Source organism: Cyclobacterium salsum, from assembly GCF_010119245.1.
Lineage (GTDB): Bacteria > Bacteroidota > Bacteroidia > Cytophagales > Cyclobacteriaceae > Cyclobacterium > Cyclobacterium salsum.
Genome location: NZ_WNKG01000004.1, coordinates 40,098 through 59,434 on the forward strand (window position 1 = coordinate 40,098; position 19,337 = coordinate 59,434).

The window sequence follows — 19,337 nt, forward strand, 5'->3', positions numbered from 1 at the left end:
TTTTTAAAGATTATCGATTAAATATTTCATCCGCAGCAATTCACCCACACTCCAGGCCTGTGATATGGCCCCTTTCGGTCTGTGGGGAGGATCTCCATCGTATATTTCAGCAATGGTTCCGACACCATACTGGGTCATCACCCCATCGAAGCTGCTGATCATGTTTTCAACCAATTTTTTCCCTTGCTTCCCATGCAACTTCAAATATCCTTCCGAAAAATGTCCCAGCAGCCAGGGCCATGCGGTTCCCTGGTGGTAGGTGTTGTCCCGCTCGTATTGATCTCCCTGGTAATATCCTTTATAAAGTGGATCACTTGGTGCCAGTGTCCTGAGTCCTCTGTTCGTAAACAAATTGTTCTTGACTACTTCCAGCACATGATCTTTTTGTTCGTTGCTTAGAGGGCTGTAAGGCAAAGAAGTGGCGAATACCATGTTAGGCCGGATGGACCAATCCTTTTTCTCTCCCTTTACCACATCCGCCAGGTAGCCCTTTTTTTCGCTCCAAAATGTCTCTACGAACGATTCTTCCAACTTATCAGCCAAATTCTTCGCTCCTTCGTCTCCTGAAAGTTCGTGAAAAAACAATAAGGCATTGTACCACAAGGCATTGATCTCTACCGGACAACCGATTCTCGGAGTCACCGGGCCGTCTTTGGTGACCGCATCCATCCAGGTAAGGGCGATCCCTTCTTCCCCTCCGCAAAGCAACCCGTTTTCCATAACATGGATGTTAAAAGCCGTACCCCTGGTAAATCCATCTATGATACCTTTGCATTTTTCCAGGTATCTGGAGATAACGGTCTCCTTGTCACCCGTGAAGATTACGTATTGCTGCAAGGCCCAGAAATACCAAAGAGGGGCATCGATGCTATTCATATTCGTCATTACCCCACTTCCAACATTTGGAAACAAGGGCCCTTTTAAATCTTTGGACATGGAGTCCATCACATCCAAAAAGGTTTGTTTATCTCCCAGGGTCAGTGTCAGGCCTGGCAGGGCTATAAAGGTATCTCTTCCCCACCAACCAAACCAGGGATACCCTGCAATGACGCGCGTTTCTCCCCTTCGCCGGCTTATAAATTGTCCCGCCGCATTTTTCAGACAATTTACAAAATTGTCTCTGGGAATTCTTCTGCTGATTTCCTTCTGGAAAGATTCCTGTAAGGACTCAGGATTCACCTCTTTTAAGCCTGCTGCCAAGATGACCGATTCCCCTTTTTCGATTTCAAATTCAAAATAGCCCGGTACGTACAGGTCTTCCTGATAGTCGTAACCCCGCTCAATTTCCCGGATGTATTCTATGTTATAAAACCAGTCAGGAACCGGTACAAAAACATTCTCTTTGGAGATTTGCAGCGAAAGGGGGTCATAGGCTTCGTAAAGCCGGAATTGAACTCCTTTTTTTATCTTCTTAATTTTTTTATTCACGTAAGTATTGGCCTTGGAAAGTCCGTGATAGCCTCTAAAAGCCAAAAAGGGACTGACCCGCAATTTGGTAGGTATCAAGGCATCCACCAGCGTGTATTTCACCATGACCCTGTCTGCCGTGGAGTCCAGAATGATTTCCTTTTCCAAAACCACCCCACCTACCCGGTACCTGAGTTTGGGAATGGGCTCGGAATCAAAATCCTCCAGGTATTTGTGGCCACGGGGGAAATAATTACCAGGATATTTATTGATACCCAAATTGAATAGGGCATCTTTCTGAGCAATTGTCTCGTGCACGTTGGAAAGCAATACATGCAATTGCCCGTCAATCTGGGGCTGAGGAGCCACCAAAAGGCCGTGATATTTTCTGGTATTGCAGCCGATAATCGTTGTACTCGTATAGCAACCCGAACGATTGGAACGGATTATTTCCTTTTCCAATGAATAATTCAGGTTGATGAGTTGCGTCTTATCGAAATGTATGTAGCTCATTTAAACAAATGTTTGTGGTTTTTATAAAAATACTTGAATCCTTTGTAAAGAAAAATAAATGATCGAAAAACTAATGCAAATAGGGTTTAAAAAAAGACCAAATAAAATTTCCTTTTTTCCAAGACACAAAAAAAGGGAGCAAATCACTCCCTTTTATTTTTTCCTATAAACTTGCAGATCAGGCACTTTCTTTTTGAATTTCTTCTAAATTCCTGATCGACTCCTCGAATTTCATCATATACAAATGAACCTGATTCAAATTGACATACCTGATCTGAGGAAATTTTTTTGAAGATTGAAATAATGTAAACATGACTTCTTAAAATTAATTGAATTCCTACACACCCGTCATAACAAAGAATATGCCATCGTTTTTCTGCTTTAACAGCACAAAAGAAAAAGAGGGAACACCGCTTAAAGCCGCAAACACTTTCCTAAAATCATCCCCACATTTCTTCGATTGCAAACGTTAAAGCCCATTTGATATACCTGACGAAACAAATTCCCAGTCGAAACCAGCGCTTAAAAAAAACAACCCTCCTGATTTAAAGGAGGGTTTTGGGGTGAAAGACCGGGTTCGAACCGGCGACCTCTGGATCCACAAACCAGCGCTCTAACCAGCTGAGCTACAATCACCATTTTATCCCTTCCAATGATTTTATCGGATGGGAATGCAAAGGTAATATGCTTTTTTTAGCCAAGCAATACATTGCTATACATTTCTTGAAAATTTCAGCCGTTGACCCTTTCGGTCTTCATGGAATGTACCGTTTTCGTACGCCAGGTGTCCGGAAACAACCGTATGCGTGATTTTCGACTGAAAGGTCTGTCCTTCAAAGGGAGACCAACCACATTTAGACAAAACGTTCTCCCGGTTTACCTCCCAGGAATCTTCCAAATCCACCAGCACCATATCGGCATGGTAGCCCGGGCGTAGGTAGCCCCGCTTTTCAATCTCAAAAAGTATCGCCACATTATGACTGGTTTTTTGTACGATCTGCTCCAGACTGATCTGGTTTTTGTGGTACATTTCCAAAAGAGCCGGCAAGCAGTGTTGGACCAGAGGCCCGCCTGACGGGGCCGACAGGTAGGGTTTTGACTTCTCTTCCAGGGTGTGCGGTGCATGATCCGTTGCAATGACATCGATATGCCCGTCCAATACTCCTTTCAATATTTCCTTCCTGTCTTCGGCTGTTTTTATTGCCGGATTCCATTTGATAAAATTACCTTTGGCTTCGTAGTCTTCATCGGAAAACCATAAGTGGTGCACACAGGCTTCTGCCGTAATTCTTTTTTCTTCCAGCGGCAGGTCCTTGTCAAAAAGCAATACTTCTTTTCCCGTACTGATATGCAATACATGGAGCTTGCTTCCGTACATGCGGGCCATATCCACCACGGTTTTGGAGGCATCATAACATGCCTTCCAGGATCTGATTTCCGGATGCAATCGCGGAGGGATATTATCTCCGTATTCTTTTTGAAATTTTTCCAGATTGTCTTTGATAATCTGATCATTTTCACTGTGTGTGGCTATCAAAACCGGACAATCCCTAAATATTTTCTCCAGACTATCTGGATTATCCACCAGCATATTGCCTGTGGAAGAGCCCTGAAAAACCTTTACCCCACATATGGTTTCCGGGTTTACCTGTTTGATCACATCAATATTATCATTCGTAGCTCCCAGGAAAAACGAGTAATTAGCCAGTGACTTTTTGGCGGCCAAATCGTATTTATCCTCCAGAAATTCAAGGGTGGTTGCCTGTGGCACGGTATTGGGCATTTCCATATAACTGGTAATCCCTCCGGCAACGGCGGCCTTACTTTCTGTGTAGATCTCCGCTTTATGAGTCAATCCGGGCTCCCGGAAATGAACCTGATCATCGATCAGGCCCGGTAAAAGGTATTTTCCATCGGCATCTATCTCTATATCGGCTTTATGCCCCGACAAATCGCCACCCACTGCAAAAATCAACCCCTCCTTTATATATAGGTCTCCCTGCATTATCTTACCTTCATTGACTATATTTGCATTCCGGATTAAAATTCTTTTCATACCATTGGTTTTTGAGCGGGAGGGGTTTCCAAAATCAACCCCTGAAATATTTCCATAAAATTATAAAATCATGTCCGATCGACTGCAATCTTTTGAAAATTTTAATCTCAACAAGCAACTTTTGAATGCGGTGCAGGAAATCGGCTACGAAAAGCCTACGCCAATTCAGGAAAAAGCCATCCCTCTGGCCCTGGCCGGGCATGACATCCTGGGCATTGCCCAAACGGGTACCGGAAAAACCGCTGCTTTTGTCTTGCCCCTATTGTTCAAAGTAAAATATGCCCAGGGGCAGCATCCTCGGGCCTTGATACTGGCTCCCACCCGGGAGCTGGTCATGCAGATAGAGGAGGCGGTCGTTGGTTTTGGGAAATTCACCGACCTTCGCTATGTCTGCCTTTACGGCGGGCTGGGCCCCAAGCCGCAAATAGAAAAAGTGCTGGAGGGAGTAGACATTGTGATTGCCACGCCGGGCCGCTTTCTCGATCTATACAGACGAGAGGTCCTCTATACCCGGGATATCAAAACCATGATTCTGGACGAGGCGGACAAAATGCTGGATATGGGATTTCTGCCCCAGATACGTGCCATTTTGGAAATCATCCCTGTGAAACGCCAAAACATGCTTTTCTCTGCCACCTTCAGCGATAAAATTGAAAAGCTTTCGCATGAATTTCTGGAATTCCCGGAACGAGTAGAAGTGGCACCGCAGGCCAGCACTGCCGATACCATCGAGCAAGCCAAATACTTTGTTCCCAATGTAAGGACAAAAATGGACCTGCTTGAAAAACTGGTAGGCGAGCCTGCCTTTGAAAGAGGGATCGTTTTTACCAAATCCAGAAAAAATGCTGAGGAGGTCTTTCGCTACCTCAAACAACGGCAACGCGGGAGCATTCGGGTCATTCATGCCAATAAGGGTCAGAATACCCGGATTAACAGCATGGATGAGTTTAAGAAAGGAGAGGTAAAAATACTGGTAGCCACCGATGTAGCGGCAAGGGGACTGGACATCAGCATGGTCAGTCATGTGGTGAACTTTGATGTTCCCTTGATTTATGAAGATTACGTCCACAGGATCGGAAGAACTGGAAGAGCCGAAAACGAAGGCAAGGCGGTTACCTTTATCAATCCTGCCGAGCGTTTTCACTTCGAAAAAATTGAAGGTATCATCCAGAAAGAAGTGCCCGAACGGAGCATTCCGAAGGATATCCCCCAACATGAAACCCCTTATGAGGAGCAACAGGGATATGAAAGGGAAATCGACAACCAGAAACGAGGGGAAGATCCCGACTTCAAAGGCGCTTTTCACGAAAAAAAATCCCCTGCCAAACCACGGGTAGAGAAACCCAAAAAACGGGGAAACAAAAACAGCAAAGCCAAAAGGAACCGAAACCAAATGAAAACCAAGGGAAAGTGGAAAAAATAATTCTGCGCACGGATTGTTTTAATGGGCGTGTATTCTTTTTCCTTTTATACTAAAAAACACTTTGATATTTGTAGCCAGTAAAATGCTATTTACAAATTAAAAATTGTAAATAGTTTTTTTTTAGTATTTTATATCTTACATTTTTTAATAATACTTTTTTTATTTCGATTTATACAACGATCTTTGAGATGTCGTTCACCGTCCTATTTTTAGTGGTGACATCAAGATAGCAGCAATCGGTCCTGGGTTATTTTTTCAATATCCGGGTAAAAATACAAGCGTAGCTTTTAAAACCATTTCTAATTACTGTCATGAAAAAAGTAGTTTCTATCTTTTTGTTGTACTTCCTTTTTGTTCTTCCATCAAATGCTCAGAGTCACTTTTTCAAAAATGCTGATTTTGAAACCATCGCTGAAAATCACAAAACCATCGCCATCCTTCCCTTCCTAACCCGGGTGACCTTAAGACCGAGTCAAATGGAAAACCTCTCCACCGGGGACCTGGCGAGCCTGGAAAAACAGGAAGGCGAAAGCATCCAAAATGCCATTTTTGGTTGGTTTCGGGAACATGCTGAGAGGGGAAAATTAGCCGTAAAAGTACAGGAACCGGGTCTCACAAATAGAAAACTGAATACAGCAGGAATTGGCCTGGAAAATTACCAGGACTTCAACCCTTCGCAACTTGCTGCTGTGCTGGGTGTGGATGCCATTGTAACCGGCAGTTTCGAGACCAATCAGCCCCTAGCCGCTTTTAATCAGGATAGCAATGAGGACCTGCCGAAGATCTCCCCGGAGAACAGCCTGGCATTTATCAATTTATTGATTTATAATGCCGAAGATGGGGAATTGCTGGTTCAATTCCATAATGGAATTTACGGCTACAAAGCGAATTTGAATGAAGCAATTATTCATGCCTTGCTGAAAAAAGTCTCCCGAAAAATGGTCTATTCCAAGATCTAATCCCTTTACCTGCCGTAGGTTCGTCTAATTTTCGTATGTTACCCTCCGAACCAATTCAGTAAAAGATGGATAAATGGATGCAAGCCGCCATAGAGGAGGCGAAAAAAAGTTTGGACCAGGGAGGAATTCCCATTGGTTCAGTCTTGGTATATCAGGATCGGATCATCGGGAGGGGCCATAACCAGCGCATTCAAAAAGGGAGTAGTATCCTCCATGGAGAAATGGATGCCCTGGAAAATGCTGGCAGGCAACCGGCTGCCGTATACAAACAATGTACCCTGTATACCACCCTTTCTCCCTGCCCGATGTGCTCCGGGGCGATTTTACTCTACAGCATCCCAAAGGTAGTCATCGGTGAAAACCGCACTTTTATGGGAGCCGAAAGCCTCCTGGAGCAAAAAGGTGTCCAGCTTTCCGTGCTTCAGGATGAAATTTGTCAAGGGCTGATGCAGCGATTTATCCAGGAAAACCCCAATCTCTGGCTGGAAGACATTGGTGAATAATTCCCTTTTTGGACTGCTTGCTTCCGTTTATTTTTGCCGGAATGTATCCGAAACAAAACTCAAAACGTGGGGAAGGGATTCTCTCCAATAGGTCCAATTGTGTGCACCGTCGCGGATTCTGAATTCATGCGGAATTTCTTTTTTCTTCATCGCAATGTGCACCAAACTGTTCCCCTCGTATAGAAAGTCATCGTCGCCGCAGTCAAAAAACCATTTTACCGATTTCATGTCTTCAGGAGCGTTAAGGGCGATCTGCCGTAGCGCCTGATGCCTGTCATAGTAAGCTTCCAGGCCAGAAGGATCCTTCACCTCAGTTTGGTTGTTTTCCAATCCCTGTTTAAAATCTTCAAAGCTGCTGTTTCGTAACGACGCACTTAAAGGGCAAGCAGATGAGAATAAGTCGGGCCGGTGCATGGCATAGAAATAGGTGCCACCCCCTCCCATGGACAAGCCGGCAATCGCCCGGTAGCGTTTTTCTTTTTTGATCCGGTATTGAGATTCCACATAAGGCATCAGCTCCTCGAAAAAGAAATCCTCATATCTCCAATCGTTATTGACGTCGTTGAAATAGCCCCTACGCCCGGAATTGGCATCGGGCATGACGATGATCATCTGCGTAGCTATTCCTGAAGCAAAGGCCTGATCGGCGATGTGCTGCACCTCTCCAAACTGGACCCAGCCAGTCTGATCATCTCCTGCCCCATGAAGCAGGTAGAGGACCGGATATGAACGCTGGGAATATTCATAGCCGGGAGGAAGGTAAATGGCAAATTTTCTTTCCATATTCAGAATCTCGCTTTCAAGGCTAAGGGCATCAAATACCCTGCTTTCCTGGGCAAATGATGCGGCAAGTGGCGTTAAAAAAACCAGGCAAAACAATCGAAATAATTTCATAGGTATCGGGTCAATTTTAGGTTTAGGTAGTAGGAAATTCAAAACATATCTGCACACAAGCTACTCAATTAGTTTTTAAACTGGTAAAAAATGGTGCCTTTTTGGCAAAAAAGAATGTAAACAGAGCGGTTTAAGCTTACATCAAACCAGGTAGACCGGGAATTAAAATTGAAAAATCGGCAAGCAAACTCTAAGCAACCAATGGATAAGATAAGTGGATCCCGATGCAGAAAGGCTGCCTGCAAAACTCAACTAATTCACTTCTTTTTCGTATAAAGCATTGTTCTAACCTTTAAACTTCAAATCAATGGTAGCGAGTCTATCCAGACTTTCATTCGTTCTTTTTCTCATGATCCTTCCGGGTTTTTCCGGCAAGGACCTCCCGGAACCCGATTTCAAGATTATTTCTTTTGAGGAGTTTGAATCGCTGGCGGCTAAAGAATCCGAAAAGCTCCGAATCTTTAACTTCTGGGCAACCTGGTGTGCGCCCTGCGTTCGGGAAATGCCCTATTTTGAAGAAGCAAACAAATCCAATACGGATATGGAGCTGTATTTTATCTCCATGGATGATGCCCGGAGACCCGAACGAGTCACCTCTTTTATTGAGAAGCGGGACATTCAGTCACCGGTTTACCTTTTAAATGACGTGGATTTCAACTCCTGGATCGATAAGGTTAATCCCGACTGGACCGGAGCCATACCGGCCACCCTTTTTGTTCAAGCAGACGGCACCCGGCATTTTCACGAAGGTGCCATGGAAGAACCTGAACTGCTATCACTTATCAACCAACTAAAATAATACCAACATGAAAAATTTTCGACCCCTATTCCTATTGCTCTTTTCCATCCTCCTGACACCTTCCCTGGCCCTGGCTCAAAATGGCGGGTACGAAGTGGGAGATACCGCTATGAATTTTGATTTGCCAACCGTGGATGGATCTCAGGTATCATTAGATGGCCTGGAAAACAACCAAGGTGCTATTGTGATCTTTTCCTGCAATACCTGCCCCTACGTACAAGCCTATGAGGACCGCATGATCGAACTGCATCAGCGCTATGCTCCGAAAGGATACCCCATTATTGCGATCAATTCCAATGACAGCGCGGTTAGTCCGGGGGACAGTTTTGATGCCATGAAGAAACGGGCACAGGAAAAAGGTTTCCCTTTTGCGTATTCTTATGATGAGAGCCAGGAAGTGATCAAAACCTACGGGGCTACCCGAACTCCACAGGCATATTTATTAGAAAAACAAGGGGACGAGTACCTTGTACGCTACATCGGTGCCATCGATAATAACTACCAGGATGCAGCTTCAGTGAGTGAGCCATATCTCGCCAATGCCGTGGATGCCCTGCTGGAAGGATCTGAAATAAACCGCCAAACGACGAAAGCCATCGGCTGTAGCATCAAATGGTCTCGGAATTCTGAATGATAGTGCTGAACTGGGGAATATCCATATAACGTTTAATTTCAGTCGCATTTCTAAACTGGATTTATTTGTTTTCCACAAAAAGACCAATCCATTAAGTTTATTAATCAAAGTAAAAAAGAAGTTACGCATTTTCTTTATTGACAGGGTCAATGTAAGGTGGCCTGACATTGCCGCCTGTTCAGGTCTAACTGGTAACGATGGTGAAACGCTTTCCCGCTTGCCCTGCATTATTCCTTAACTCTGGAAAAAATGAATGATAAGCAGCATTTGCGCCCGCATTGGTAACTGCCAAATAGTGGCTCAGAGCACGGTGGCCTTCAAATCGCAGGAAGGTGTCAAAGAAGACAGGCACATTTCCAAACTCATTTTTCACCCTTGCCAATCAGTGATTTATTTACATTTTTTTGCAGTTCAATAATAACCACTCAACTTCCTTCTATTTCAAACAAACTAAGGATCTATTCACGATTTACCCGTTCTATTCCTTTGGCCATGTTTGCAGAAATTAATAGTTACATTTGAAATAATTACATTCTTTTTTCATATTGTGGGCTCATACAATAAAAGTTCAGTTAAATGAACAGCCCAGATAACAAAAAATTTAATTCTGAAAACCAGCAGGAAAACGATAGTGTCCTTTGGATAGAATTCAAAAGAGGCAACCCACTTGCCTTTTCAACACTTTACGATTGCTATGTAGATGACCTCTATAGGTACGGCTGTAGCTTCACAAAAGATAGACAGATGGTGGAAGATGCCATCCAGGATATTTTTATCTATCTGTGGAATAATCGTAAAAATACGACAGACTTAGTCAATGTAAAGTATTACCTCATTAAGGTACTTAGGAACGATTTAATAAAAAAGATTAAAAAAAATTCCGTACAGTCTATTGCTCTGGCGGATCAAAAAGTAGCGATACTGGAACAGCGTAATTTTTCTTACGAACATGAACTTTTTTCACAACAACAAGAGGAAAGTATGGAGCGTCGCATCCGGCAGTTGGTAAACTTATTAAATGGCAGACAGCGGGAAGTGCTTTACCTTCGGTTTTTTCAGGAAATGAGCTATGAGCAAATTGCATCCATTTTGGAAATAGACATAAAATATACATATAACATTTTTTCGAAAGCCATCAACCAGCTAAAGAAGCACCTGGCAGAAGGATTTGACCTTTTTGCAGATCAATAAAAAGATCAACTATTTACCTTATTTTTTATCAAATTCATATTTTTTTAACCTTATAATATTTATTCAATATTATTTTGTTGAATTTTTATTCGGTATAGTGAAAAACCCACCCCGCTGCTACTCTTATTGAGGTAAAGTATCTGAAAATGAGTTATAAAAATTTCAAGGTCGAGGATTTGGTCCAGGATGCGTGGTTTAGGGCATGGGTAAATGGAAATGATCCTGAGGCAAATGTATTTTGGGAGAAGTGGCTCATAAAAAACCCTGGGGAGCAGGAAAAAGTAGAACAAGCGCGCCAAATTGTAAAGTCGCTGTCGCATTTGGAAGCGCCAATGCCCGCAGACCGAAAAATAGCGGTTTGGAAAGCTATCAGCTCCAAAACGACCCTACCTCAACCTCAAAAACGTGTTGAAGATTCGACTAAAAAGAGTAATAATGAGACAGTGAATACCTGGTTGAGAGCCGGATTAAAACTTACGGCCTCGCTTTTACTAATTCTTGCTGCTGTGTTTGTGTTTACCGCTATTAGGGATTCGGTAAACCAAATAAAATTGGCTAAAAACAATCAGTCAAACAGCTTTCAAAAAGAAACCGGTGAGAGGGAAAGGATCAGGTTCAAGCTTCCTGATGGCAGTTTGGTTTATTTAAATTCAGAAAGTAAGCTGACTTATGATAGAGGGAATGACGGATTCGCAAGAGAAGTATACCTTTCCGGAGAAGCCTACTTCGATGTAAAAAAAGATGAAGAAAATCCTTTTAAAGTATTTGCAAATGGATCGGAAATAACTGCTCTAGGTACTGAATTTAATGTCAAAATTGGAAAGTCAGACAGCATTACCGTGGTTTCATTGGTGGAAGGAAAGGTGGAAGTGCTCAACCTGAGCTCAGAAAAGAAAGAAGCACTCTACCTTAATGAAGGGGAACGTGCTTCCATTACCCCCTCCGAAAAAACAATGACCAAATCGACTTTTGATATCATTTCAGTCACCTTTTGGAAGGAGGGTTTACTTCAATTTGACAACACCTCCATTCTTACAGTGAAGGAGGTATTGGAACAATGGTACGGGATAAACATCGTTTTTCAAAACACCCATAAAGTGGACTTGAAAGTTACCGGCCGTTTTGATAATGAGTATCTGGGAAATGTTCTTCAGAGTTTAAGTTATTCTGCCAGGTTTGATTACAAGGTGGAAGAAAAAACCGTTTACATAAAGTTCAAACCCTAATAAAGTAGTAGCCTATGAAATAAAACAGCAGACCACTTACCAAAATACCGGCAATGCTTGCACATTGCCGGGTTAAAACACCTTCCCTGAAACGTAAATCGACCAAAATTCTGATTTCAGGGACTTGCTATCATTATGTTTTACCATAACTAATCAAAAGTATGAAAAATAAACTTTTACACCAACTGTGGATGTTTACGAAAAATTTTCTGTTTGGATTGCTAATCCAATGCATTGCATTTACAACGTTGATGGCCAACGATGGAAATGCCCAGTTAAGGGTTATCAACGAGGTGTTCGTTGAAGTTGGCTTCGAAAAAGCCAGGCTCCGCCAGGTTTTCCAGGTTCTGGAAAATAAAACCGGTTATAATTTTGTCTACAGCAATAAAGAATTCAATCAAAACACCAGGGTAACCATCCCTGGGAAAAAGCAAACGTTATTAGATCTACTTACTGATATTGCCCGACAGACGGGGCTTCAGTTTAAGCAAGTAAATAATAACATTAACGTCAAAAGATCTAATTACAGCAATAGCTCTGCTACAACGGAGCTCGAAATCCCTGTACCCGTATCCGGTACGGTGACGACCGCTGATGATGGTACCACCCTGCCCGGTGTAAATGTGACCATCAAAGGAACAACTACAGGCACCGTGACGGATGTGGATGGGAATTTTACACTAGATGTTCCGGACGGCGATGCGGTATTGGTTTTCAGCTTTGTTGGATTCATTACTGAAGAGGTAGTAGTAGGTAATCAGTCTACAATAAATATAGAGTTAGAGCCTGATGTAACAGCCTTGGGTGAGGTAATTGTGGTTGGTTTTGGAGAGCGTAGGGTAAAAGATCTAACTGGATCGATTAGCACGGTGGGAGCAGCGGCTATCGAAAAAACCAATATGGTATCTCCCCAATTTGCCCTACAGGGAAATGCAACCGGCGTTAGAGTGGTCAATGCCAGTGGGGATCCAAATGAAGCACCAAAAATATACGTTAGAGGAATAGGCACATGGAATGGTGATGCCCAGCCTTTGTATGTGGTGGATGGGCAAATATGGGAGCCCGCCAGAGCAGGAAACGAAGATTTGATAGGTGGTGCAGGCAGGAGTACTCCCCCCAATATATTCAACCTGATCAATCCCAATGATATTGAAACCATATCTGTCTTAAAGGATGCTTCTGCTGCCGCAATCTATGGAAGCAGAGGTGCCAACGGCGTAGTGTTGATCACGACAAAAAAAGGGCAAAAAGGAGAGCCAATTATCGAATTCAATTCAAATTTCGGTGTCCAAAATTCCCCAAGATTTGATATGTTGAATACAGCGCAGTATGTGGACATTACCCGGGAAATGTATGCCAATAACCTGAATCCGGATATTTCTATAGAACAAAACCTGTATGGCAGAAATGACCCCAGCCAGGCGATTAGATTAACCAGTTTCAGCCCACAATTTGATCCAGAAAGCCCTTATTATATCAATGATCCTACCACTTACGACTGGCAGGAAGAACTGGTAAGGTCAAATGCCTTAAATCAATCCTATGATTTAAAAGTTTCCGGAGCCAATGACAGGATAGATTATTATGTTTCTGTTGGTTACCTGGACCAAGAAGGGATACTTTGGGGAAATGACTATAAAAGATACACAGCTGCCGTAAATTTAAATGTCCAAGTAAAGGATTGGTGGAAAGTTGGAATCAATTATAAATACACCAGGCAAGAGGCTGATTTAAATGACCGTGGGAAACTGACGGATTATGCAGCTGCAGCTCCCTGGCAGCCGCTTAGGGACCCCAATAATCAATATGGTTTTGCTCCTGTCATTGATCCTTTTTTATTTGGAGATTCATGGCAGCCAGCAAAATTGTATGGGCAGGGTTCGAGGGCTAATTATCTGGCCCTTGGCACACTTAATTACCAGGGGTTTGATTTGGACAGGAATATGGGGCAATTATTTACCGAATTTACCCCTATAGAGGGCCTTACCCTTCGAGGAAGTTTAAACCTTGATTATACCAAACAAGTAAGATATGGTTTAAATGCATTTTCCAGAGCCAATTTATTTTTACCTACTGGAATAAACCCCAGAGAGGTAGCGCCGAATGCACCCAATAGCTTAGGTAGTTTTGAAAGCAGGGGCAATAACATCATCAACTACCAGACGGATTTTACAGCGACTTATGATCGATTAATTGCTTCCAAGCATCGTATTACCTTAACGGGAGCTGTTCAGGATCAACGGCATTATTTACACAATGTAAACCTTTCCTCCTCAAATTTGAACAACCTTGTGGAAAACCCAAAAAAGAACGGATATGGCAATGACCTCGAAAACAACAGCAGCTTTACCGGTTGGGGACAGCGATTTTGGTTTGGTCTGGTGGGACGTTTGAATTATATCTACGACTCAAAATATTATTTTGACTTTTCCTATCGGCGAGATGCCAGTAATGGATTCGCAGAAGATTATCGTTGGGGAAATTTTTATTCGGTTTCAGGAGCCTGGCGAATCAGTAAGGAGGATTTTATGAACAATGTCTCATTTATTAACGATTTAAAAATCAGAGGTGGCTGGGGAGAGGCTGGCAATGACCAGGCGGCAGTGGGTCAGTACGCTTTCTTATCAGGTGCTAATCTCGGGCTGTCCTCCTACCGATGGGGTTCAGGCAATGGTGATCCTCTTGGGAATTTGAATTTAGGAGGGGTGGTTGCAGATTTTCCCAATGCCTCATTATCATGGGAAGTCGTGACTACAAGTACTATCGCCGTCGATGCGCTGCTGTTCAACAACAAGATCAATTTAACAGCTGAACTGTTTAACAGGGCCACGAGCAATATTTTGCAGCGGGTAAATTTGCCATTAACAGTTGGCACCAATAATCCACTATTCAATATAGGTAAGCTGGAAAATCGTGGGCTGGATTTATTGGTAGGTTTCAATGATCAGGTATTCGATTTTACCTATGGTATTTCGACAAATATCAGTTTCCTCACCAATGAGGTCACCCGATTGTATCAGGATCAACCCCTTTCAACAGGGTTTGGAAGAGTAGAGGTAGGAAGATCGGTGGGCCATATCTGGGGTTATAAACAAGGCGGTATTTTCCAAACTCAGGAGGAAGTGGATGCTTATTTTGAGGAGTATGATGAGGAAATTGTGGGCAATTCTGATTTCGTTGCACCGGGAGATATGTATTTTGTGGACGTATATGGAAACCCTACTGAAGAGGAAAGGTTCTACAGCACTACCCCGGATGGCACAATTAATTCCTTTGATCAAACTGAAATAGGTAACACTATTCCGGGTGTCACTTATGGAATTAACCTGAATGCCGGTTGGAAAGGTCTCGACTTTTCCATGAACTTTTATGGAGAAGGTAAAGTGGATAAGATCAACGCTGTACGCCGAACCTTCGAAGGAATGAGTGGAGCTGGGGCCACCTACTTTGCGACCACCCTCAATCGCTGGACCCCAACCAATACGGATACTGATCTGCCTAGGGCGGTGGTAAATGATCCCGCCGGAAATAACCGTTTGTCCGATCGATGGGTTGAAAGTGCCGCTTTCTTTAGGTTAAACAATTGGCAAATTGGATATTCTCTTCCCGGATCATTGTTAGCACTGACCAAAAACAGTATCAGGTCATTGAGGATTTATGTGGGCGGGCAAAATAATCTCTATATGTTTAGATGGAGAGGTTTGGATCCTGTGAACGATGAATTTCCATTACCACGTTCATTCAATATGGGTCTCAATGCCAGTTTTTAATCAAAAAAATTCAACCTCCACTGTTATGAAAATAAGTATTTTAAATTCGATAAAAGCCAATAGTTATAAATTATTATTTCTTATTTGCACAATTCCTGCAGGATTTGGATGTAACCCCGATCTGGTAGGTGAGCCTCCCATGGGAAGGACAGAGGAAACCTATTTCAATAACGCCACAGAGTTTAGAACCAAATTGGTAAGCGTATATGCATCCCTATATGATCATTACCATTTTGCAGCACCGTCCACCAACTTTAATGGTTGGATTACGGGTACCTATTTGTTACCAGGTGATGACTTAACCGAAAACCTGGCGGCAAGAACAGGCGTGGAACTCTTTGACGGAAGTTTGAATCCAACAAACACGCAAGTAGGCTTTTCTTTTCAATCTTGCTATAAAACCGTGGCCCGTGCCAATGTAATCCTTGACAAAATTAGAAATAAGGATATTTCAGGAATGGATGATCCAGAGGAAATAGCTATGATGGAAGGAGAAGCTCTGTTTTTGAGGGCTTATGTCTACTTTAAGCTATTCAATGTATTTGGGGGTGTGCCGATAGTCAGAGAGCGGATACAATTGGAATCTGAAACCAATACACCTCGTAGTACCCCGAATGAAGTAATCACCCAGGTCATTGACGATGCCCGTGCCGCGATACCGTTTTTACCGGAAAGCTGGCCTGAAAATTATGCAGGGAGGGCAACCAAAAATTCCGCCAGGGGATTATTGGCTAAAGCCTTGGTATTTAGGGCAAATTACAACAATGATGAATCGGCTGATTTGCAAGAAGCGTTAACCATATTCAATGGCATTACCGCTTCATTGGTTCCTGATTTTATCGATAACTTCAGTGCTTTTACAGAGAACAACCAAGAATCATTATTTGAAATTCAAGCCGGGCAAGCTAGTGCTATAAGTAACCTGATTCTTCACAATGATGGCGCTTGGCGGGGCGTTGAAAACCTCACTGTATACAGAGGTTATATGATGGAAGCAGGCGGAAGAGGCGACTTTAATGATGCCTCTGCCACAAAATTTCTTATTACAGATAAGTTGAGAAATGGTTTTGGTAATGATCCGCGCCTCAGCGTTTTTTCCAATGCAGACGATGGTTTTGATGGACTAATTTTTCAAAAGTATAATAAACCTGACGGGGTAAATGAACTTACGCCTCCCCATGGGGGCTCGGCAAACAACGAACGGGTGCTTAGGTATGCAGATCTTAAATTAATTGCAGCGGAAGCTGCAATTAAAACCGGCGATGCAACGGCTGCCATCAATCATATCAATGAGGTAAGAACCCGGGCCAGGAATTGGGCAGGGGAATCGGGATATGGGGATGGCATTAATCCTGCAAATTATCCAACAAGCGAAACCAGTGAAACCACCATTATGCAGTGGATCATGGACGAACGCTTTGTGGAATTGGCAGGTGAGGGCCAGCGTTGGTGGGACCTCAAGCGCTGGCATGCTTCAGGGGACATGGACCTGACCGGATGGGATGGAAGTGAAGCTAATTTCAGTACCGCTCTGGTCTCCCCTGTGCAGTTTGATGTGAACAAACACCTGCTTTTCCCCTTACCTCAAGCCGAAATCGAAAGAAATTCGGCCATAACCGAAAACAATCCCGGTTATTAATTGCTGATCTATTTGCGGACCATGAAATCACATGGTCCGCATCTATTTTTTTACTTTTGTCCTAAACCTATAGCATGACAAGTGCAAATAGAACGTTTCCTGCTGTTTCCACCTTATAATTATAATCCTGATGAAATTTCAGCCTCCCCTTTTTTTAATCCTTTATTTTATTTGCCTCAGCAATGCAAATAGCCAGGATACGGTATGGTTCCCATTTCAACCGCAGAACTACTATCAAACCGACAACCTGGATCTCACCGATTGGCTGGATGCACCTGCAGGAAAACACGGGTTTGTGCAAATGAAAGGCAATGACCTGGTCTTTGAAAATGGGCAGCCGATCAAATTCTGGGGCACCAACATCAATGGCAGCAATCCATTTTCATCACACGAAAAGGCCGATGAATGGGGAAGGTTTTTAGCAAAATATGGCATCAATGGCGTACGGTTTCACAAATTTACCTGGGAAGCCACAGATGATCACCAATCCACCCAAATCAAACCTGAGAAATGGGAGCAATTCGATTATTTCAGCCAGGCCCTGCGTCAGAAAGGAATTTATTATGGCTGGTCTCCCATTTATGGACACCGGATCAAACCGGCGGATAGCACCCGGGTTTTGGCTTACAATGAAGTAGTTAATACTGATTTCCCATGGGCACACCTAAATGGATCCACTGCCTCATTGGTCAATTTTGCCGAGGATTTGCAGGCGCTTAATATAGAGCTGCTGGTTAACATGCTCAACCATAGAAACCCCCATACTGGCCTTCGCTATGCCGATGATCCTGCACTGGCCTTTGTGGAATTCCAAAACGAAGACAATATTTTCTGGGGCGCTATTGAAAAAACCCTGGAACAAACCCCTACTTACAGGGCCTTGCTTTGCCAGAAATTTTCCACCTGGTTACAGGCAAAATACGGTACGCATGAAAAATTAAGACGGGCCTGGAATGGTGAAGGAATTTCAGAAGGAGAACATCTGGAGAAAAAAAATATCTATCCCCATCCCAACCATGGGTTTTTCAGTCATGAATACCAGCAAGCCATCATTGAAAAAAGACCCGTAAAACAACATGTATTGGACAAACTGAATTTCCTTTTTGAGGAGCAGGCAAAATTTTACCAAAAGTTCCAGAAAGCAGTAAGGGATACTGGCTACAAAGGCACCATTGTGGCCAGTTGTTGGCAGGCGGGAACCGGACTTTCGCATTTGTATAACCTGTATGCCGACTATCAGGTGGGAATGATCGATCGACACAATTACTTTGGAGGAGGCACCGGGCATAACCTCCGGGCCGGAGAAATGTCTAATACCGCTATGGTATCCAAAATTGGCTCCGGATTATTAGGAACGGGCTTGCAACAGGTGAGCGGCAGACCTTTTGCGCTTTCAGAATGGATGAGCCTAATTCCTTCGGAATGGACAGCAGAAAGTTCTCCGATCATTGCTGCATACGGAATGGGGCTTCAGGGATGGGATGCCTCTTTTAGCTTTGCCATAGACCAACCCTCCTATACCCCCACCATTCAAACACCTCCCTGGGGAGGAGTCTATAACGTAACTTCCCCCACTCAATTGGCATTATACCCAGCATTGGCCATGATGATTTATCGCAAAGACCTTATGGAAGGGGAAACCATCGTAGATCGGAAGGTTAATTTTGAAGCGTTGAATGCAGGGTCGAATTTTTTTGACGAAACGGTAGTGCAAGATCATGACCGAAAAGTTTTAAATACCCCTTTTCCCCTGGAAGCAATGGCGGCTGGCAAAGTCACCCTCACATTTACTCCTGAAAATCTCCCTGATGAAATAGGTAGTTTGGATGTTTTCAAACAAAATAACGGGATCGTTTCCAATACGGGCCAACTTTATTGGACTGAGGAAGACAATGGGCATTTTACCATCAATACAGCTGGCACCAAGGGGCTGGTTGGTTTTGCCAAAAACCAAAAAATTGACCTGGGTTCATTCAGTATACAAACCGAAAACGAGTTTGCCATTGTTCTACTGAGCAGCATGAATCCCTCCAAAGGACTCGAAGAAGCGGAAAGTATACTGGTCACCACCATCGCCCGCGCAAAGAACTCAGGCATGAAATACAATGAAGAAAAAACGGAATTGATTACTCCGGGAGAAGCCCCTTTATTGATCGAAGCGGTAAATGTAGCCATCAACCTACCCGATGACCGTGATTTTACCGTACATGTGCTAGACCACACCGGTAACCGAACAGGAAAAACCTTGCCCTCAACAAGCAACAGTATTAAGATCGATGGAAAAGAAACCAAGGCCATTTACTACGAAATAGTTTTCTGATTT

General features: G+C 43.3%; 13 protein-coding genes and 1 tRNA gene. 10 read left to right on the top strand and 4 right to left on the bottom strand.

The genetic code is table 11. The features are described 5' to 3' along the window. Window positions 1-3: 3 nt before the first annotated feature. The 3 genes from GJS45_RS07485 to GJS45_RS07495 all read right to left on the bottom strand — a co-directional run bounded on the left by GJS45_RS07485 (window position 4) and on the right by GJS45_RS07495 (window position 3,976). Window positions 4-1,920 (bottom strand): amylo-alpha-1,6-glucosidase, encoded by a 1,917-nt coding sequence (locus GJS45_RS07485; protein ID WP_162340860.1) that lies wholly within the window; start codon window positions 1,918-1,920, stop codon window positions 4-6. A 559-nt stretch (window positions 1,921-2,479) separates the two neighbouring features. Continuing rightward, a tRNA-His gene (locus GJS45_RS07490) sits at window positions 2,480-2,556 on the bottom strand. A 76-nt stretch (window positions 2,557-2,632) separates the two neighbouring features. After that, window positions 2,633-3,976 carry a dihydroorotase gene (locus tag GJS45_RS07495; RefSeq protein WP_162340861.1) on the bottom strand — a complete coding sequence of 448 codons (1,344 nt, stop codon included), beginning with the start codon at window positions 3,974-3,976 and terminating at the stop codon, window positions 2,633-2,635. Window positions 3,977-4,046: 70 nt separating this feature from the next. Here GJS45_RS07495 and GJS45_RS07500 point away from each other — a divergent pair, with 70 nt between their 5' ends. The 3 genes from GJS45_RS07500 (at window position 4,047) to GJS45_RS07510 (ending at window position 6,861) form a co-directional block, all read left to right on the top strand. Then, window positions 4,047-5,399, top strand: a complete 1,353-nt coding sequence (locus GJS45_RS07500) for a DEAD/DEAH box helicase (RefSeq protein WP_162340862.1) — start codon at window positions 4,047-4,049, stop codon at window positions 5,397-5,399. 311 nt (window positions 5,400-5,710) lie between these two features. After that, window positions 5,711-6,358 carry a hypothetical protein gene (locus tag GJS45_RS07505; RefSeq protein ID WP_162340863.1) on the top strand — a complete coding sequence of 216 codons (648 nt, stop codon included), beginning with the start codon at window positions 5,711-5,713 and terminating at the stop codon, window positions 6,356-6,358. A gap of 65 nt (window positions 6,359-6,423) precedes the next feature. After that, window positions 6,424-6,861 carry a nucleoside deaminase gene (locus GJS45_RS07510; protein ID WP_162340864.1) on the top strand — a complete coding sequence of 146 codons (438 nt, stop codon included), beginning with the start codon at window positions 6,424-6,426 and terminating at the stop codon, window positions 6,859-6,861. 27 nt (window positions 6,862-6,888) lie between these two features. Here the strand turns inward: GJS45_RS07510 and GJS45_RS07515 are convergent, their stop codons facing one another. Next, window positions 6,889-7,755, bottom strand: a complete 867-nt coding sequence (locus GJS45_RS07515; protein ID WP_162340865.1) for an alpha/beta hydrolase — start codon at window positions 7,753-7,755, stop codon at window positions 6,889-6,891. Window positions 7,756-8,062: 307 nt separating this feature from the next. Between GJS45_RS07515 and GJS45_RS07520 the strand changes: the two genes are divergently transcribed. The 7 genes from GJS45_RS07520 to GJS45_RS07550 all read left to right on the top strand — a co-directional run bounded on the left by GJS45_RS07520 (window position 8,063) and on the right by GJS45_RS07550 (window position 19,334). Further along, window positions 8,063-8,554 carry a TlpA family protein disulfide reductase gene (locus tag GJS45_RS07520; protein WP_162340866.1) on the top strand — a complete coding sequence of 164 codons (492 nt, stop codon included), beginning with the start codon at window positions 8,063-8,065 and terminating at the stop codon, window positions 8,552-8,554. 7 nt (window positions 8,555-8,561) lie between these two features. After that, on the top strand, window positions 8,562-9,188 hold the full coding sequence (locus tag GJS45_RS07525) for a thioredoxin family protein (RefSeq protein ID WP_162340867.1): 627 nt from the start codon (window positions 8,562-8,564) through the stop codon (window positions 9,186-9,188). A 576-nt stretch (window positions 9,189-9,764) separates the two neighbouring features. Beyond that, window positions 9,765-10,379: an RNA polymerase sigma factor gene (locus tag GJS45_RS07530; protein ID WP_162340868.1), complete on the top strand. Its 615-nt coding sequence runs from the start codon at window positions 9,765-9,767 to the stop codon at window positions 10,377-10,379. Between the two features lie 146 nt (window positions 10,380-10,525). Continuing rightward, window positions 10,526-11,605, top strand: coding sequence for a FecR family protein (locus GJS45_RS07535; protein WP_162340869.1), 1,080 nt, complete (start codon window positions 10,526-10,528; stop codon window positions 11,603-11,605). Window positions 11,606-11,766: 161 nt separating this feature from the next. Beyond that, complete coding sequence (locus GJS45_RS07540; RefSeq protein WP_162340870.1) at window positions 11,767-15,375, top strand: TonB-dependent receptor; 3,609 nt, start codon at window positions 11,767-11,769, stop codon at window positions 15,373-15,375. 25 nt (window positions 15,376-15,400) lie between these two features. Beyond that, window positions 15,401-17,014 (top strand): RagB/SusD family nutrient uptake outer membrane protein, encoded by a 1,614-nt coding sequence (locus GJS45_RS07545; RefSeq protein ID WP_162340871.1) that lies wholly within the window; start codon window positions 15,401-15,403, stop codon window positions 17,012-17,014. 130 nt (window positions 17,015-17,144) lie between these two features. Further along, on the top strand, window positions 17,145-19,334 hold the full coding sequence (locus tag GJS45_RS07550; protein WP_162340872.1) for a hypothetical protein: 2,190 nt from the start codon (window positions 17,145-17,147) through the stop codon (window positions 19,332-19,334). Window positions 19,335-19,337 lie beyond the last annotated feature (3 nt).

Coding starts and splice junctions, on each gene's coding strand:
- GJS45_RS07485 (WP_162340860.1), bottom strand. CDS start 1,920: ATGAGCTACATACATTTCGATAAGACGCAACTCATCAACCTGAATTAT.
- GJS45_RS07495 (WP_162340861.1), bottom strand. CDS start 3,976: ATGAAAAGAATTTTAATCCGGAATGCAAATATAGTCAATGAAGGTAAG.
- GJS45_RS07500 (WP_162340862.1), top strand. CDS start 4,047: ATGTCCGATCGACTGCAATCTTTTGAAAATTTTAATCTCAACAAGCAA.
- GJS45_RS07505 (WP_162340863.1), top strand. CDS start 5,711: ATGAAAAAAGTAGTTTCTATCTTTTTGTTGTACTTCCTTTTTGTTCTT.
- GJS45_RS07510 (WP_162340864.1), top strand. CDS start 6,424: ATGGATAAATGGATGCAAGCCGCCATAGAGGAGGCGAAAAAAAGTTTG.
- GJS45_RS07515 (WP_162340865.1), bottom strand. CDS start 7,755: ATGAAATTATTTCGATTGTTTTGCCTGGTTTTTTTAACGCCACTTGCC.
- GJS45_RS07520 (WP_162340866.1), top strand. CDS start 8,063: ATGGTAGCGAGTCTATCCAGACTTTCATTCGTTCTTTTTCTCATGATC.
- GJS45_RS07525 (WP_162340867.1), top strand. CDS start 8,562: ATGAAAAATTTTCGACCCCTATTCCTATTGCTCTTTTCCATCCTCCTG.
- GJS45_RS07530 (WP_162340868.1), top strand. CDS start 9,765: ATGAACAGCCCAGATAACAAAAAATTTAATTCTGAAAACCAGCAGGAA.
- GJS45_RS07535 (WP_162340869.1), top strand. CDS start 10,526: ATGAGTTATAAAAATTTCAAGGTCGAGGATTTGGTCCAGGATGCGTGG.
- GJS45_RS07540 (WP_162340870.1), top strand. CDS start 11,767: ATGAAAAATAAACTTTTACACCAACTGTGGATGTTTACGAAAAATTTT.
- GJS45_RS07545 (WP_162340871.1), top strand. CDS start 15,401: ATGAAAATAAGTATTTTAAATTCGATAAAAGCCAATAGTTATAAATTA.
- GJS45_RS07550 (WP_162340872.1), top strand. CDS start 17,145: ATGAAATTTCAGCCTCCCCTTTTTTTAATCCTTTATTTTATTTGCCTC.